Raw genomic sequence first — 15966 nt, forward strand, 5'->3', positions numbered from 1 at the left:
GCGCGGGCGGCGGGTTAGAACTGGCGCTGGCGGATGGTCGGGCCGATCGCCGTCTTGTAGGTCACGGGTCCTTCGAACGGCAGTTCCACCGCCCAGGTCGCCCCGGCGTAGAGCCGCTTGGCGGGCAGGGCTTGGCAGTCCTTGCCGTCGGGGTTGCACTGCTGCCCGTCGAACAGCTCTTCCGCAGTGGTGCCGGCGTTGTGCAGCACCAGCGTGTGTGCGGTGCGCGAGACTTCGAGGTTGCTGTCGGTCAGCAGCGGTCGAACCAGCACAAGCGCGTCGTAGCCGACCAGGACCTTGAGCGCGCTGCTTTCCGCGGAAATCGGCCCGGCAACCGGCCGGATCGCGACCCGGTAGATGCGATCGTTCGGCGAGGGAGCACCGACCGCCGCAACGCGCACGATGCGCCGCTCGCCCGGCTCGAGCACCAGCCGCTGCGGCGAGACGAGGATGCCCGACACCTCGGGGTCGACGGCGGGCACGCGCTGCTCGTCCGGCGTTCCGGGCTTGCGGATTTCGAACGGCTCGGCCTGGACGTACATCCGCTCCTCGCTGTCGTTCCACACCTCGATGTCCTCGCGCGGGGGCTTGCCCGGCAGGAGGTCGACGATGACCTGGCTGAGGATCATCTCCGCGTTGGCCGGCCCCCACGGCCCGATTGCCGCACCCACGACGAGAGCGACGGCGGACAGTCGTTTCCAGTTCATCGAGCTTCTCCATTATGCGGCAGGCGCGTCGTATCGAGCGAACCCAGCATTTTTTCGTTTCTTGTGCAGCATTCCACCGCGCCCAGCCGCGCGATCCCGTTGCGCGGCGCGGTCAACGCCAGCGGCAGGTCGAATGTGCTCCCGTCACGCAGGGTGACCCTCAATTCGGCGTCGTCGGGCGCCTCGAACTGAAAATTGCCGTCCTCGTCGGTCTCGCTCCAGATGCCCTTGCCGGAAATCGTCACGTGTCCGAGCGGCGCGCCTCGGGGATCGACCAGCCGCCCGAACTTGATGACGATCGGCGAAGCGACCCATTCGAGCCGCGCGACGGTACCGGGGTAGAGGCTGATCTTGCGGGCGGAACTGTCATAGGAAAGCAAGCGCACCCCCGTCGGCCTGATACGCACATCGTAGGCGCGATAGGCCGGCAGGGCGAGCGTGAACACCCTCGAACCCTCGATCCGGCCGGTGACTTGTTCGTTGACGACGACATCGAAGCTATCGCCCGGGCGCGCGCCCTTCACCTGTGCGACAACCATGCTCTCGCTGCTGGTCCGGCCCGCGACCTCGATCGTGCCGCCGCCGGCGGTAAGCGTCGTCTGCACGCCCACGGCATATTGCGTGACCGCGGAATCCGGGCCGTCGGTGCGCGACAGGTCGCCGGCCAGCGAACCAAGCCGGTGGCGGAAATCGCCCGAGAGCACGGTGGTGTCCTGCTCGGGCTGGTGATCGTAGCCCACGCCAAGCGCGAGCTCGCCACCCACCAGTTGCGGGCTCCACGCCGCGGCCAGTGCGCCCACCGCGCCTTGGCCCAGCGTATCGTCCGGCATGTTGGAGCTGCGGCCGCCGCCTAGGGCGGTGACCGAGCCGCGCTTGCCCAGCAAGCGGAGCGAGATTCCGGCGAACCCGGCCTCGCCGCGCTCGGTCGCAGTGAGGTCTCCGCGCAAGGTGAACGTGAGCGGACCGGTGCGCAGCACGTCCCATTCGAACGCCGGACCGATGCTGTAGCTCGCCTCTTGCCCGGCGCTGTCGCGGTAATGGAAGGTGCCGAGCAGGCGCAGGCCGGCCAGGTTGTACGACACGATACCGCCCGCTTGTGTGTAACTTCCGGCGAATGCCGATCCGAAGCTGCCGTTGAGCGGGGCCGCGCTGTCATTTGCCTCGATATGACGCAAGTCGAAGTTGAAGTTGAGCCGGGTTGAGCCGGCCGAGGCAATCTGCAGCAGGCCGCCGTAGCCACCGTCGAGGTCGGCGATGGCCGCACCGTGGACCAGGGCGAACGAAGTCACCAGTGTGGCGCCGAATTCGCCCGATGCGCCGAAATCGCTTGCTTCCACGCTGCCGCCGACGGCCCAGTGTTCACTCAACCGCCGGGAGATACCGCCCTGAAAATAGGGATTCTGCGAAGGTTCGAGCGAGCCGCTGCCGAAATCATCGATCCGCAGCCCACCGAAGGCATAGAAGTCGGTTCGTCCGACCGACGGAACGCGCCGGTTCTTGGAAAAGAACCGGCGTTCCTCACGTGCCGGCCGGCCCGGCTCGTCGATCCGCAGCACGATCTCGTAGGCGCCGTCGGGCAAGCCGGAGGTGTCCACCTGCTGATTGCCCGCCTCGTAAATCGCCGAGGTCATCACGCGGCCGTCGCGGATCAGGTCAACACGGGCCCGGCGGTCGAGAAAGACGACCAGCGGGCTGCCGAGCAACTGGTCGCGATCCAACTGGGTGTCGATCTGACTTTCCACTCCGAGACCGATCAATTTTGCCCGGCCAGCGATCTCGCTGCCGGGCGCCCACAATGCTCCGCCGGAGAAGCGCAGGTCCGGCCGGTCCCATTCGAGTGCAAGCCGTTCGGCCCCGAAGCCCAGGTCGTTGGCATATGTCAGGTCGGCCCGCAGGCGCTTGTCTCCGAACCCGGCAATGAGGCTGTCCTGGAGGTTGTAGTAGGTTCCGCCGGCGGTTTCGCCCGAGATGACCCCACCGAATGCGTTCACCACAGCGAGGGTTCCGTCCGGCACCGGCAAGTAGCTGTGGCCGATCTGCTCATCGACAGCAAGCAGGCGAGGGTTGACGAATACGTCGAGCCGAAAGCGCTCGCGGTCGAAGATCACTCCTGCCACTTCGGGACTAAGCCGACCGCAAGCGGCGGGATCGCTCGACTTCCGGCAGGCGAGGTGGGCGTTGGTTGACAGGTCTCCCGAAGCCAGTGCCGCCGTAACGACGGCGGAATCCTTAACGCCGGGCAGAAGGGAAACTGCCGACGCTGCGTCGATCAGGTTTACTGTGCCGGGTGTCGCCCTGACCTGGGTTTCGCCCCGGCGGACGCCTCCGAAGTAGACGTCGACAAGCATGACCTGCGTATCGGTCAGGTTGTCAAACCCTTCGGGTTCGCCAACCTGCAGCACCAGGTGGTTTGGCTCCTGCGCCGCGGCTCCCGTTTCGTAGCACAGCGAACCGAGGACGGCACAACCCAGCATCAGCCGCTGGGCTCGCCTGTGTCGCCGGCTGGTGGATGTGCGAACGTCCATTGCTCGGCCATTCATTCCGGCCCGAGCGTAATCTCGAGCGTGCCGGAGTAGCTGCCCGCTATGGCGCCGGTAAGCACGGAGGCGCGCAGGACAATGGTCAGGCTCGCCGAGGTGGGAGGGCCGCTATTGCAGAACTGTTGCGAAATGGCGGAGGTGAAGCCAGTCGCTGTCGATCCGGCGGTAAGCTGGCGACCGCCCGTCTGGCCGGACGAATCCGCCCAGTAAACGTCGTAGGGGAGCTGCGCCGCCCCGGAGTCGAGGGTGAAGGCCCCGCCGCTGCCGCTTCCCTGGGCCGAGACCCAGTAGCCACCTGTCGAAGCCGAGCTGTAGGCACAGATGCTCTGGCTCAAGGTCTGGTCGGTAGTGACCGATACGACCCCGAAGGGTACGTCCGAAAACCCGGTGATGCGCACCTTATCGGCGGCAAGCGCGGGCATCGGAGCGATTGCCGCACCGAAAAGTGCCATCAGGGCAAGGCTAAGGAACGCCACCCGTTTCATGGTTCACGGGTTATATAGATTCTTGGTTAATAATTGGTTTGCAGGCAGCTTGCCCCGTTCCGATCCGGCGGGAAGAGGAACGGGCCCTGCTGCGGCCCCTGAAGCCGACTTACTGCGGGGTCACGAGTAGTGTGAGCGTACCCGTGTAACTGCTTCCTGCAGTCATCGTGCCGAGGTCGGTCGTCGAAATACCTACGATCAGGCTGGCCGAGGCGGTCGGACCGCTGGCGCAAGTCTGATTCGTGGCGGTTGAAGTCAGCGAACTGGAGGCGGTACCGGTGCTCAGAGAGGTGCCGCTGGTTTGCCCGGTCGACGAGGCCCATTGCACCGAATAGGGTACAGTGACGGTACCGTTCGTGATCGTGAACGCGTTGGCAGATCCGCTCCCGGTTGCAGTGATTGTGTAGGCCTTGGTCGCCGTGTTGCTCCACACACAGACGTTCTGTGCGCTGTTTGCAGCCGTGTTCGGATCTTGGTTGAGGAAGCTCACGTCCGCCAGCCCGGTGATCCGGGCGCGGTTCGGCACCGAGGCGGTGATCGTCACCGTGCCGGTCGAAGTGGCGCCCAGCGTGCCCGGAGTCGCCGCAAATGCCTGGTTACCAGGAACAGCAACGGCGAATGCCGCACCGAACACCAGTTTGCTCCAGTCACTGAACGGCCTTCCTTTGCAAGTCGTAGTCATAGTCGTCGGTCCCATCCAAGAGGTCACTACGTGCCCAAGCAGGGCCTAATACCTTCTTAGGGTTAACAAGCCGTTCGCCTTGCTTGTTCAGCGAAACAACGTTCCTACAGCCCTCAACTTGTTCCTTAGGCTGCCCGTTTGGCAAGTTTATGGTGTGCCGGGTCCGACGATTCAGGAGATCCGGCCATACGCAAGAAAGGGAGGGCCCTCCGCGAGGCAGAGGCTGCGGTCGCGGCGGCGGATGGCAAGACGCCGATGGTGGGCGGCGTTCTTGGCGTGAACGTCGTGTAAACTTCGCGGGGCGGGAGGCCCGTCCGGGCGAGCCTGCCGCCGGATGCATTGCATCAACCTATCCCTCAACCCAGTCGCGCCTGAGGCTGGGGCCGGCGAAAGTCATGAGTACGGCGGCGAGGGCGTAGAGCGAGAGGGCGAATAGCATCGACATGCGCAGCGCCTCCGCGCCGTAGATCGGCGTCAGGACGTCGGACAGGGCGCCCAGCGCGTAAATGCCCGCGCCGAGGCCGATCAGGTTGTTGATCAGCAGGAACAGCGCCGAGGCCATCGAACGCGCCGGGGCTGCGACGAGGTGCTGCACGGCGGAGAGGACCGGGCCGAGCCAGACGTAGGCCAGTGCCTGCGGCACCAGCAGCAGCAGGAACGAGGTGGTGACGTCCGAGGTCGAGATGCCGAGCGCGAACAGCGGCCCGCCGAGCAGGAAGGCGGCTCCCGGCAGCCAGGCAAAGGCGGCGCGGTCGCGCGTGCCCATCCTGTCGCCCAGCCAGCCGCCGGCGAGGATACCCGCGACGCCGCCGATCAGCAGCAGCGCCCCGAAGAACTGCGAGGCGCCGACGAGGTCGAGCCCGAAGCTGCGCTGCAGCAGGCTCGGCAGCCAGAAGGCGATGCCGTATCCGCACATCGAGCTGAACGAGGCCCCGAAGGCGAGCAGCCAGAACGTCGGCTTCTTCGCCAGCACCGCCGCGGTCGCGCCGAGCGAGGGGGTGGCGGGGCGCTCGGCCGGCTTGGCCTTGTCGCGCACCAGCAGCTTGAAGGGCAGGGCGATGAGGATGCCGGCGAGGCCCACGGCGAGGAAGGCCAGGCGCCAGTCGACCGTTGCGGCAATGTATCCGCCCGCCAGCACCCCGGCGGCCGATCCGAAGGGAATGCCCAGCGAATAGATCGACAGCGCCATCGCGCGCCGCTCGCTCGGGAAGTAGTCGCCGATCACCGCGTAGGACGGGGCGACGCCGCCGGCCTCGCCGATACCAACGCCAAGCCGGGCGAGGAAGATGTGCCAGAACCCCTGCGCCATGCCGCACAGCGCGGTGAAGCCGCTCCACAGCACCAGCGAGACGGTAATCACCCAGCTCCGGCTCGTCCGGTCGGCGAGCACCGCCAGTGGCACCGCGAGGGTCGAATAGAGCAGCGCGAACGAGAGCCCGCCGAGCAGGCCCATCTGTCCGTCGGTCAGGCCGAGGTCGGCCTGGATCGGCGCGGCGAGGATCGAGAGGATCTGCCGGTCGATGAAATTGAAGACGTAGACCAGCATGAGCATGGCCAGCACCACGCCCGGGCGCGATTTGCTTGCAGCGCTCATGCCGGCCAGTACTTGCCGAGGAAGTGTTCGATCGACGCCAGCGCCTCGGGCTCGTCGAGCAGGGGCGCGTGCCCGCGTTCGAGCACTTCCACGCTGGCGAAGGGTCCGTCGTGTCGCAGGGCCATGGCGCTGAGTGTAGCAGGCGAAAGCAGGTCCGACACCGCTCCGCGAATCGCCAGCACCGGTATCAGGCCAAGCGCGTCCCACAGCGGCCAGAGGTCCGGCGGAGCGATCTCGCCTTCGCCTTCGAAGCCCTTCGAGATCGCCGGGTCGTAGGCAAACTCGATCCGGCCGTCGGCGCCTTCCCGGCAGGTGCGCCGGGCGAAGGCCAGCCAGTCGTCGTGGCCGAAATTGCGGAACGCCGACTTGTTGACGGAAGCGCAGGCCTTTGCCGCCGCGTCCCAGTCGGCGAACCCGTCGCTGCCGCCGACATAGCCGGCGATGCGCGCCAGCCCCTTCGGGTCGAGTTCGGGGCCGATGTCGTTGAGCACCACGGCACTCACCCGCGCCGGCTGCATCGCGGCCATGATCATCGCCATCAGCCCGCCCATCGACGTGCCGATCAGTCCGCAGCGATCGATCCCGAGGCTGCCGAGCAAGGCGAACATGTCCTGTGCGTAGAGGTCGGGGCGATAGTTCGCCGGCTCGGGATCGCTGTCCGACAACCCGCGCCCGCGCTGGTCGGGAACGACCAGCCGGTAACGCGGGGCGAGGTGAGCCGCGAGCGGCTCGAAGTCGGCACTGTTGCGGGTCAATCCGTGCATCAGCAGCAGCGGCGGCCCTTCGCCCCCGTAATCGCGGGCGAAGAGCTGCAGCCTCCCGTCGGCGGACGGGTAACGGTGGTCACTGTACGTCATGCACCGTAGCCTTTCGGCCGGTCCCCGGTCAGAACCGGAAGGTGCCGGTGACGAAGACCTGGCGCGGGTTGCCGTAATAGGCCGTGAGCACGCCTTCCTTGCCCAGCGCGGGCAGCGGGTAGCCGTTCGCACCGTAGATCAGCGCGCCCGTCGTCGGGTCGGCAGCCATGAAGTTGTAGCCCGAGGTCTTGTACTGCTTGTCGGTCAGGTTCTTGCCGTAGAGGCCGAGGCTCCAGCGCGAACCCGGCGCGGTGTAGACCACGCTGGCGTCCACCAGGGCATAGCCCTTCTGGTCGAGGTAGGGGTTGGGAACCTCGAACTGGTTGGTCTTCGACTTGTACGAGAGCGTCGAGCCGACATAGAGGTCGCCGTCGCCGGCCGGGGTGGTGTAGCTGAGCGTTCCGCTGGCGGACCACTTCGGCGTGTTCTGCACCTTGCGGTAGTCGGCGACGTCGGTCGGCGTGCTGGCGATATTGGTGATGTATTCCTTGAAGTCGGCATCGATGTAGCCGAGCGAACCGGCAAAGTTCAGGCGGTCGCCGTCGGTGCCGATATCGCGCGCCAGGCGCGCGTTGGTCTCGAACTCGAAGCCCTTGAACCGGGCCTTGCCCGCGTTGGTGACGACACCGCAGAAGGTGGCGATGCCGCCAACGTTGCAGGCTTCGGAACCGGGGATCTGCACGTCGGTGTAGTCAGCATAGAAGCCGGCCAGAGCGACATAGAGCGCGCCGTTGAGCAGGTCGCCCTTGTAGCCCACTTCGTAGCTGTCGACCGTCTCCGGATCGAAGCTCAGGAACTCGGCGATCTCGGCATCGCTGCGGATGCCATCGCCGTCGAGGTCGGGAGCATTCACGCCCACGCCGCGCGGGTCGAAGCCGCCGCCCTTGAAGCCCTTGGAGTAGCTCGCGTAGACGTTGTGGTCGGGCGTCGGCTGGTAGCTGAGCGAGACGCGCGGGGTGAACTTGTCGAAGTTCGCCGAACCGTCGAAGTCGGTGCTCGCGGTGCCGAAGGGGATGCCCGCGCCGCCGAACACCGGCGAACCGCCGCCGAGGTAGTTCTGGCGCAGGATCGAAGCCGACCGCTTGTCCCAGGTGTAGCGGCCGCCGGCCGACAGGCTGACCTGGTCGGTCAGGTCGTACGAGAAGTCGGCGAAGACCGCGTAGGTCTCGGTGTCGACGTCGGCTTCGGTGAAGGCGGTGAAGCCGGCGAAGGTGGTGTCGAGGCGCACGTCGAACAGCGTGTCGGCCTTGGCGTCCAGGTAGTAGGCGCCGACGAGGCCGGTCAGCGGTCCGCCGTTGTCGAACAGGACCTGGAATTCCTGGCTGAACTGCTCGTTGTAGTAGGCGCCGGGTACGTCGAGGTCGGCGGCCGGCAGGGCGTCGAAGTCGATCGGCGTCTCGGTGTCGTCCTTGCGCCAGCCGGTGATCGACTTGAGCGTAATGCCCGAGGCCACTTCGACCGAGGCGTTGAGGCCGAAGCCGTAGCCTTCGACGCTCTGCTTGGGATCGTCGAGACCGCCCTGCGAATCGTAGACGTTCTTGAGCATCGGCGTGCCCGAGAGCAGCCCCGGGATCAGGCGGTGGCCGCCGCGCGGGTTCGAATCGTCCTTGGTGTAGTCGCCCGACAGGCGGACCGAGTAGGGAGCGCCGTGGCCGCCAACCTCGATCGTGCCGCGCGCGGCCCAGACGTCCTTGTTGTAGTTCTCGTCGCCGGTGGTCAGGTTCTTGCCGAACCCGTCGCGCGAGAGACGCGCGACCGAGGCGCCGACGCGCACGTCGCCGCCGATCGGGGCCGAGGCGGTGATCACCCCGTCGGCCTGGTCGTAGGTGCCCAGCGTGCCCTTGAGCTTGACCGAGACCTCATCGGGAAGTTCGCGGGTCACGTACTTGACCGCGCCGCCGATGGTGTTGCGGCCGTAAAGAGTGCCCTGCGGGCCACGCAGCACTTCGACGCGCTCGACGTCATAGATGTCGAGCACCGCGCCCTGCGGGCGGTTGAGGTAGACGTCGTCGAGGTAGATGCCGACGCCCTGCTCGAAGCCGGAGACCGGGTCCTGCTGGCCGATGCCGCGAATGAAGGCCGACAGGGTCGAGTTGGTGCCGCGCGAGGCTTCCAGCGTAGTGTTGGGCGCCATCTGCGCGATATCGGTGATGTCCTGCGCGCCGCGCTCGGCGAGCTGCGCTTCGCCGAAGCTGGAAACCGCGATCGGCACGTCGACCAGGCGCTCTTCGCGCCGGCGGGCGGTGACCGTGATCGAACCCTCGCTCACCTCGCTGCCGGCGTCGGCCTGCTCGGTGACGGCGGTCGAATCGTCCTGTGCGGCGGCCGGCGCGGTGGCGAGCGCGGCAACCATGACAGCGGCGATGGGGGCGAGTGCGGTGGAATACCGCAGCGCGGCGAAGTTCATTCAGGCGTCTCCCGACTTGGTTGTCTTATTGCCGGGCTCAGTATTGAAAACTGAACCACCTTTCAACTTTTATCTTTTGCCACGGCGCGTCAGCCGGGTTAGCTGGGTGCGATGGCAGGGAATTTTGAGCCGATCGCTAGCACCGCAGGGGGCAAGCAGCCCCGCACCGAACGGGGCCGCAAGACAATGCGCAAGCTGCTCGACGCGGCGGCCGCCGAGTTCGGCGAGAAGGGCTTTCACGACGGCTCGATCAGCTCGATCACCCGCCGCGCCGGGACCGCGCTCGGGACCTTCTATACCTACTTCGATTCGAAGGACGAGATCTTCCGCGCGCTGGTCGGCGACCTCAGTGCACAGGTCGGCGCACGTGCCGCCGTGGCGCTGGCTGGCGAGACCGCGGCGCTGGAGAAGGAACGCGCGGCGCTGGCCGCCTTTCTGCACTTCGCGCAGGAACACCAGGAGATCTACCGCATCATCGACGAATCCGAATTCGTCGATCCGAAGGGCTTCCGCCAGCATTACGAAACCACCGCCAGCCGCATCCTCGCCCGCCTCAGGCAGGGCAGCGCGTCGGGCGAACTGCGCGACGACCTCGGCGAAGCCGAAGCCTGGGCGATCATGGGAATGAACGTCTTCCTCGGCCTGCGCTTCGCCGTCTGGAGCGATGGCGACAAGCCCGAGGATATCGCCGCCGCGGCCAGCCGGCTGCTCAGCGAGGGTATTGCGAAGAAGTGAGGCCTAGCCCGCCAGGTCGCGGGTGAAGTCTGCGGTCCAGCGCTGGACGCTTTCGTCGCGTACGCATTCGAACATTGGCTGCCAACGAGCCTTGCGCTCGTCGAGCGGCATGTCGAGCGCGTCGCGGATGCCGGCAGCGATGTCGTCGGGGCTATGGGGGTTGACCAGAATTGCTCCCTCGCTCGCGTCTCCTCCCCCGAGCTGCTGCGCGGCGCCGGCAAATCGGCTGAGGATCAGCACGCCCGGGTCCTTGGGATCCTGCGCGGCGACGTATTCCTTGGCCACCAAATTCATTCCGTCGCGCAAGGGGGTGACAAGACCGATCTTGCTGGCGCGATAGGCGCCGTAGAGCTCGGCCATCGAATGCCCCTGGTTGACGTAGCGGATCGGTACCAGATCGATGCGGCTGCGCGCGCCGTTGATCTGTCCTGTCTTCTGTTCCAGCTCGGCGCGAATCTTCCGGTACGAGCGAATGTCCTCGCGGCTGGGCGGGGCGATCTGGATGAAGACGAGGTCGTTCACCCGCTCGGGATAGCGGTCGAAGAAGCGGCCGATGCCGTCGAGCCGCTCGGGCAGGCCTTTCGAATAGTCGAGCCGGTCGACGCCGATCATGGTGGTGCGGTGGCGGGTGCTTGAATTGACCCGTTGCTCGGTCTGGCGCGCCTCTCCAGTCTGGCCCTCGGCGCTGAAGTGGTCGAAGTCGATGCCGATGGGATAGGCCCGCGCAACCGTTGTCTTGCCTTCGAAGTCGATCCGCCCGCTCGCCTCGTCGACCTCGGCGCCGAGTTCCTTGCGGCAGTAGTGCAGGAAGCTCTCGAGCCACTCGTCGCACTGGAACCCGATCAGGTCGTAGGCCAGCAGCGTCATCACCAGCCGCTCGTGATAGGGCAGCGAGACGAACAGCCGGGTCGGCGGCCAGGGAATGTGCAGGAAGAAGCCCATGCGGTTCCTCACGCCGCGACGCCGAAGCCCGTCGCCGAGCGGCATCAGGTGATAGTCGTGCACCCAGACCAGGTCGTCGGGCCTGATCAGCGGGGCGGCACTGTCGGCGAACAGCTCGTTGACGCGTTCGTAGCCACGCCCGGTCTCGCGTTCGTATTCGGTCAGGTCGAGGCGGTAGTGGAACAGCGGCCAGAGCGTCGAGTTGGCGTAGCCGTTGTAGTATTCGTCCACGTCCTGCGGCTCGAGGTCGATGGTCGCCATCGTCACCCCGTCGTATTCCGCCACGGTCGGTTCGGGGGATGGCACTTCCGCTTCCTCGCCCGACCAGCCGAACCATAGGCCGCCGGTTTCCTTGAGCGCAGAATTGAGCGCCCCTGCCAGCCCGCCCTGCGCACCCGCCGCGCCCCGCGCCTTGGGCACGGCCACGCGATTGGAGATGACGACGAGACGGCTCACAATTGATTCAACGGATCGTGCTCCAGCTCCGGGACAGCAGCCCGGCGCAGTTGATCACTCCAACCAGCGAATAGGTCTGGGGGAAGTTCCCCCACAGCTCACCGGTCTCGAAGTCCATGTCCTCCGATAGCAGGCCCGAGGCGGTGCAGTGGTCGAGCATGGTCTCGAACAGTTCGCGCGCCTCGTCCGGGCGGGCGCTGCGGGCGAGGGCGTCGATCAGCCAGAAGGTGCAGATGTTGAATGCCGTTTCCGGCGCGCCGAAGTCGTCCTCCTGGGCATAGCGCAGCATGTGTTCGCCGCGGCGCAGAGCCCGTTCAACTTGCCCGAAGGTGGACAGAAAGCGCGGATCGTCCGGCGCGAGGTAGCGCAGTTCGACCATCTGCAGCAGGCTGGCGTCCAGATAGTCGCTTTCGAAGCTGGCGCCGTAATGGCCGCCTTCCCCGTTTTCGACCCAGGCCTCGGTATCGATCTTCGCGCGGATCGCGTCGGCGCGTTCGGCCCATTCTTCGGCGCGGTCTTCCCGGCCGAGGTGCCGGGCGACGGTGGCGAGGCGGTCGCAGGCGGCCCAGCTCATCACGGCCGAATAGGTGTGCACTTCCTGCCGGGTGCGGAACTCCCACAGCCCGGCGTCGGGCTGGTCGTGCATCGCCCAGGCCATTTCGCCGACCTGTTCGAGGCTGGCGAAGTCCCTTTCGTCGGCCATGCGCAGCAGGCGCCGGTCGAGAAAGCCCTGCACCGTCGGCAGCACGATCTGGCCGTAGCAGTCGTGCTGGACCTGCATGTAGGCGGCATTGCCCACGCGCACCGGACCCATGCCGCGATAGCCGGCGAGGTGGGCGGCGGTGGTCTCGTTGAGCTCGCCTTCGCCCATCACCGAATAGAGCGGCTGGATCTGGCCGCCCGCCGCATCATCGACAATGTTGCGCAGGTAGGCGAGGTACTTCTCCAGCACGTCGAGCGCGCCGAGCCGGTTCAGGGCCTGCACGGTATAGTAGGAATCGCGGATCCAGCAGTAGCGGTAGTCCCAGTTGCGCTCGCTGCCGGGGGCTTCGGGGATCGAGGTGGTCAGCGCGGCGACGATCGCGCCGGTCTCCTCGTGCTGGCACAGCTTGAGCGTGATGGCGCAGCGCATGACCTCGTCCTGCCATTCGAACGGCGTGGCGAGGCTGCGCACCCAGAGCTTCCAGTACTTGCGGGTATTGGCTTCCATGCGCCGCAGTTCGGAGCGGATGTTGCCGCTGAAGGGCTCGTCCGGCCCGAGGAAGAAGTGCTGGTCGCTCTCGACCCGGTAGGTGCGGCTTTCGAGCACGTAGCCGACCGGCGCGTCGGTCGAGAGGCGCATCGCCTGGTCGCCGACGAGGTAGCGGATGTGATTGGTGCCGTTGGTGGTCTGGGCCACTTCTGCGCCGTAACCGCGCATCGGCTGGAGCGTAACCTTGAGCCGCGGCGATCCTGCCACGGGCCGCACGATGCGGACGTAGGCGACCGGGCGGTACATCCGGCCCGAGCGCTCGAAGCGCGGGCAGAAGTCGCTGATCTCGACCGCGCTGCCGTCGTTCGCCTCGAGCCGGGTGACGAGGATCGGCGTATTGCGCTCGTAATGCTGGGTGGCGGAAACCTGCCCTTCGAGCTCGAAGCGCCAGACGCCCCGGTCCTGCCGATCGCCTTTCAGAAGCGCGCAGAACACCGGGTCGCCGTCGACCCGGGGGACGCAGCCCCACACGAGCCCCGCCGCCTCGTCGATCAGGCCGGAAACCTGGCAATTTCCTATCGGCCAAAGCTCGAGGCTGGATTGCCTTGTGCCCTTCACAGCTCCAACCAATGCTGCACTGCAGCAGGATCGGCAACCCCAAAGCGGGCATTTTTTGTCGGGCGCGGGCCGACCGCGATGGCGAATCCGCCCAGCGCGACGCAGGCCGCGAAGCCGTCCTCGTCGGTCACGTCGTCGCCGACGAACACCGGCACGGCACCCGCAAACGGCGCCTCGGCCATCAACGCGCGGACGGCGCCGCCCTTGTCGGCGCCGGGCCGGACGAGCTCGGAAACGCGCTTGCCGCGCTTGACTGCAAGGCCGTGGCGCTCGGCCACTTCGTCCATGAACATCGCGCAGGCCTCCTCGCGTTCGGGCGTCTCGCGCGAATGCAACGCCGTGCCATGGGCCTTGGTTTCGTGGCGCACGCCGGTTGCGGCGGCGAAGCCCGCGACCTCGGCGATCGCTTCAGCGGGCAAGGGCAGGGCGGCCTCGCCCAGCATCGTGCCGTCCGCCGCCCTCCTTGCCGCGCCGTGCGATCCGGCGCAGGCGACGGAGAGCGGGCCGCAGTGCTTCTCAAGGTTGTCGAGCGCTCGCCCGCTGACCACGGCCAGCCGCCCATCGAGCTTCTCGGACAGCGCGACGAGCCGTTCGCCGAGGCGGTCGGGCACCAAGATCCCATCTGGCGTCGGCGCTATGTCGACAAGCGTCCCGTCGAAATCGAGGAACAGCGCGTGCGGCCCGGTGGCCAGCAGCGCCTCGAGCGTGGGCGGCGGGGGAAGTTCCGGTGCGTCGCTCATGCGCCGCCCGACATAGGCCACAGGCCGTGCGCGTCAACGCCGCGGGGCGGGGGGCTTGTCTCGCCCGCGCTGGAGGCAGATACTGTCTCTGGGGCCGACTCTCATGGGGAGAAGGAACGTGTCGAACCGCATTCTCGCCACCCTTGCCGCTGCTGCGGCCTGCCTTGCCGCACTGCCGGCTGCCGCCGAAGTCTATGGCGGCGCTGCGCGCGACGAGCCTTTGCCGCGCTTCGAGGACCGCTTGTGTCCCGGCGTCTCCGGTCTACAGCGCGACCAGGCCGAAATGGTCGTGGGCCGCATCCGCGAAAACGCCGAGGCGCTGGATATTCCTCTGGCCGATCCGGAAACCTGCCGGGCCAACCTGCTGGTCGCGGTGTTCAGCGACGGACGCAGGTACATCAACGAATTGCGCGAGCGCCGTGGCTACCTGTTCGAGAACCTCGACCGCGAGCAGAAGCAGCGCCTGTTCGAACAGGAGGGTCCGGTGCGCAGCTTTGTGCGGGTGGTCACGCGGACACGCGACGGCCTGGTCGTCGATCGCGCCGAGAGCCTCGAGGTCCCGCCGCAGACGACGATGGCGATGGCCCATTCGAAGATTTACACCGCGACCCGGCGCGACATCATCTCCGGCACCGTGCTCGTCGACAAGGCGGCGGTGCCCCAGGTCGATATCATCCAGCTCGCCGACTACGCGACGATGCGGGCGCTGGCGGGCGACGGCGCGATGGACGTCGCCATGCCCGGCGGCACCATCCTCTCGCTGTTCGACGGGACCGGTGCGGCGCCGAAGGAACTTACGGAGAGCGACCGGATCTTCCTGCGCACGCTTTACGGCACGCAGTCCAACATCCCGGCGGCGCAGACCCTGTCGCTGGCCCAGCGCCGTATCGACGAGCAGGTCTGGGCCGAGTAGCCGCTATCCGCCCGCGGTGATCCGCAGCACCGCGCCGGCGGTCTCGTCGGTCAGGATGTAGACCGATCCGTCGGGCGCGACATGGGCATCGCGGAGGCGCTGCTTGAGGTCTTCGAGCAGGTATTCGGGTTCGCCCGACGGCTTGCCGTCCTTCATCGCGAAGCGCAGCACGCCCTTGGTGAAGCTCGGCAACAGCAGGTTGCCCTGCCACGCGGGGAACATCGCGCCCGAATAGAACGCCGGGTTGCCGGGGTTGAGCGAGGGCGGGCCGAAGGCGAGCACCGGGTCGGTCATGCCGGGCACGTTCTTGATGCCCTTCGCTTCCTCCCCATTGTAGTGGAAGCCTTGCGTGACATCGATCCAGCCGTAGTTCTTGCCCTTCTCGATCAGGTTCAACTCGTCGCCGCCGCGTGGTCCGAACTCGGTTTCCCACATCGTTCCGTCGACCAGGTTGATGGTCAGGCCCAGCGGATTGCGGTGGCCGGTGGACCAGATTTCCGGCTTCCAGCCCGCCTTGCCGACGAAGGGGTTGTCCCTGGGGATCGAGCCGTCCGGATTGATCCGCATGATCTTGCCGAAATCGTTGCCGGGCTTCTGCACCATCTCGCCGTAGTTGCGGTCGCCGCTGGTGATGTAGAGCTTGCCGTCGCGCCCGAACAGGATACGCCCGCCCCAGCTGCCGGTCGCCGGGCCCTGCCCGCAGCAGCGCGTCGGCCAGGGCTGCGCGCCGTACCATGCGTCGGCCACAAAGATGTCCTTCACGTCCTTCAGCGTCGCGGACCCGTCCCAGGTGGCGCGCATGACTGCCAGCGTGGTCTGGTCGTGGTCCTCGTCTGAGGGCTTGACGTAGCTCATGTAGAGGAAGTGGTTGGCGGCGAAATTCGGGTCGAGGACGATGTCGTAGAGCCCGCCGATGCCCGAGGGATTGAGCGGCGGCAGGCCGGCGACCGCCACGGGATCGAGCTTGCCGTCGCGGATCGCTCGCAGGCGCCCGTCGCGCTCGGTCACCAGCGTGGTCCCGTCGGGAAGGAACGCAATGCCCCACGGCCGCGAGAGCTGGCGGGCGACGACCTCGACGTGGATCTTGCCCGTTGCCGT

General features: G+C 66.9%; 13 protein-coding genes. 2 read left to right on the forward strand and 11 right to left on the reverse strand.

Annotated features, from left to right (window positions below; all coding sequences use genetic code 11):
- Positions 1–14: 14 nt before the first annotated feature.
- From GRI89_RS17095 to GRI89_RS17125, 7 genes are all read right to left on the reverse strand, one after another.
- Positions 15–707 carry a fimbrial biogenesis chaperone gene (locus tag GRI89_RS17095; RefSeq protein ID WP_159798161.1) on the reverse strand — a complete coding sequence of 231 codons (693 nt, stop codon included), beginning with the start codon at positions 705–707 and terminating at the stop codon, positions 15–17.
- Positions 704–3181 carry a TcfC E-set like domain-containing protein gene (locus GRI89_RS17100; protein ID WP_159798163.1) on the reverse strand — a complete coding sequence of 826 codons (2478 nt, stop codon included), beginning with the start codon at positions 3179–3181 and terminating at the stop codon, positions 704–706. The genes GRI89_RS17095 and GRI89_RS17100 overlap by 4 nt, the downstream gene beginning before the upstream one ends.
- Positions 3182–3243: 62 nt before the next feature.
- Positions 3244–3699 (reverse strand): hypothetical protein, encoded by a 456-nt coding sequence (locus GRI89_RS17105; RefSeq protein WP_235913488.1) that lies wholly within the window; start codon positions 3697–3699, stop codon positions 3244–3246.
- A 142-nt stretch (positions 3700–3841) separates the two neighbouring features.
- A complete protein-coding gene (locus tag GRI89_RS17110) occupies positions 3842–4366 on the reverse strand; it encodes a hypothetical protein (RefSeq protein WP_159798168.1) in 525 nt (174 codons plus the stop codon).
- A gap of 397 nt (positions 4367–4763) precedes the next feature.
- Positions 4764–6008 (reverse strand): spinster family MFS transporter, encoded by a 1245-nt coding sequence (locus GRI89_RS17115; protein WP_159798170.1) that lies wholly within the window; start codon positions 6006–6008, stop codon positions 4764–4766.
- On the reverse strand, positions 6005–6865 hold the full coding sequence (locus tag GRI89_RS17120) for an alpha/beta fold hydrolase (protein WP_159798173.1): 861 nt from the start codon (positions 6863–6865) through the stop codon (positions 6005–6007). Before GRI89_RS17120 ends, GRI89_RS17115 begins: the two co-directional genes overlap by 4 nt.
- A 28-nt stretch (positions 6866–6893) precedes the next feature.
- On the reverse strand, positions 6894–9272 hold the full coding sequence (locus GRI89_RS17125) for a TonB-dependent receptor (RefSeq protein ID WP_235913489.1): 2379 nt from the start codon (positions 9270–9272) through the stop codon (positions 6894–6896).
- Positions 9273–9383: 111 nt separating this feature from the next.
- Here GRI89_RS17125 and GRI89_RS17130 point away from each other — a divergent pair, with 111 nt between their 5' ends.
- Positions 9384–10007, forward strand: a complete 624-nt coding sequence (locus GRI89_RS17130) for a TetR/AcrR family transcriptional regulator (protein ID WP_159798176.1) — start codon at positions 9384–9386, stop codon at positions 10005–10007.
- Between the two features lie 3 nt (positions 10008–10010).
- Here GRI89_RS17130 and GRI89_RS17135 read toward each other — a convergent pair whose 3' ends face one another.
- The 3 genes from GRI89_RS17135 to otsB are packed head-to-tail and all read right to left on the reverse strand — an operon-like array spanning position 10011 to position 13955.
- Positions 10011–11405, reverse strand: coding sequence for an alpha,alpha-trehalose-phosphate synthase (UDP-forming) (locus GRI89_RS17135; RefSeq protein WP_328598325.1), 1395 nt, complete (start codon positions 11403–11405; stop codon positions 10011–10013).
- A gap of 7 nt (positions 11406–11412) precedes the next feature.
- Positions 11413–13215, reverse strand: coding sequence for a glycoside hydrolase family 15 protein (locus tag GRI89_RS17140; RefSeq protein WP_328598326.1), 1803 nt, complete (start codon positions 13213–13215; stop codon positions 11413–11415).
- Entirely contained in the window at positions 13212–13955 is a 744-nt protein-coding gene (gene otsB / locus GRI89_RS17145; RefSeq protein ID WP_159798178.1) for a trehalose-phosphatase, read from the reverse strand. Before otsB ends, GRI89_RS17140 begins: the two co-directional genes overlap by 4 nt.
- Positions 13956–14073: 118 nt before the next feature.
- On the opposite strand from otsB, the gene GRI89_RS17150 reads away from it, so the two are divergent.
- Positions 14074–14868 (forward strand): hypothetical protein, encoded by a 795-nt coding sequence (locus GRI89_RS17150; RefSeq protein WP_159798180.1) that lies wholly within the window; start codon positions 14074–14076, stop codon positions 14866–14868.
- A 3-nt stretch (positions 14869–14871) separates the two neighbouring features.
- Here GRI89_RS17150 and GRI89_RS17155 read toward each other — a convergent pair.
- On the reverse strand, positions 14872–15966 hold a 1095-nt coding region (locus GRI89_RS17155; protein ID WP_159798182.1), incomplete at its 5' end, for a PQQ-dependent sugar dehydrogenase.

It is taken from the genome of Croceibacterium salegens, assembly GCF_009827435.1.
In the GTDB taxonomy this organism is placed as follows: Bacteria; Pseudomonadota; Alphaproteobacteria; order Sphingomonadales; family Sphingomonadaceae; genus Croceibacterium_B; species Croceibacterium_B salegens.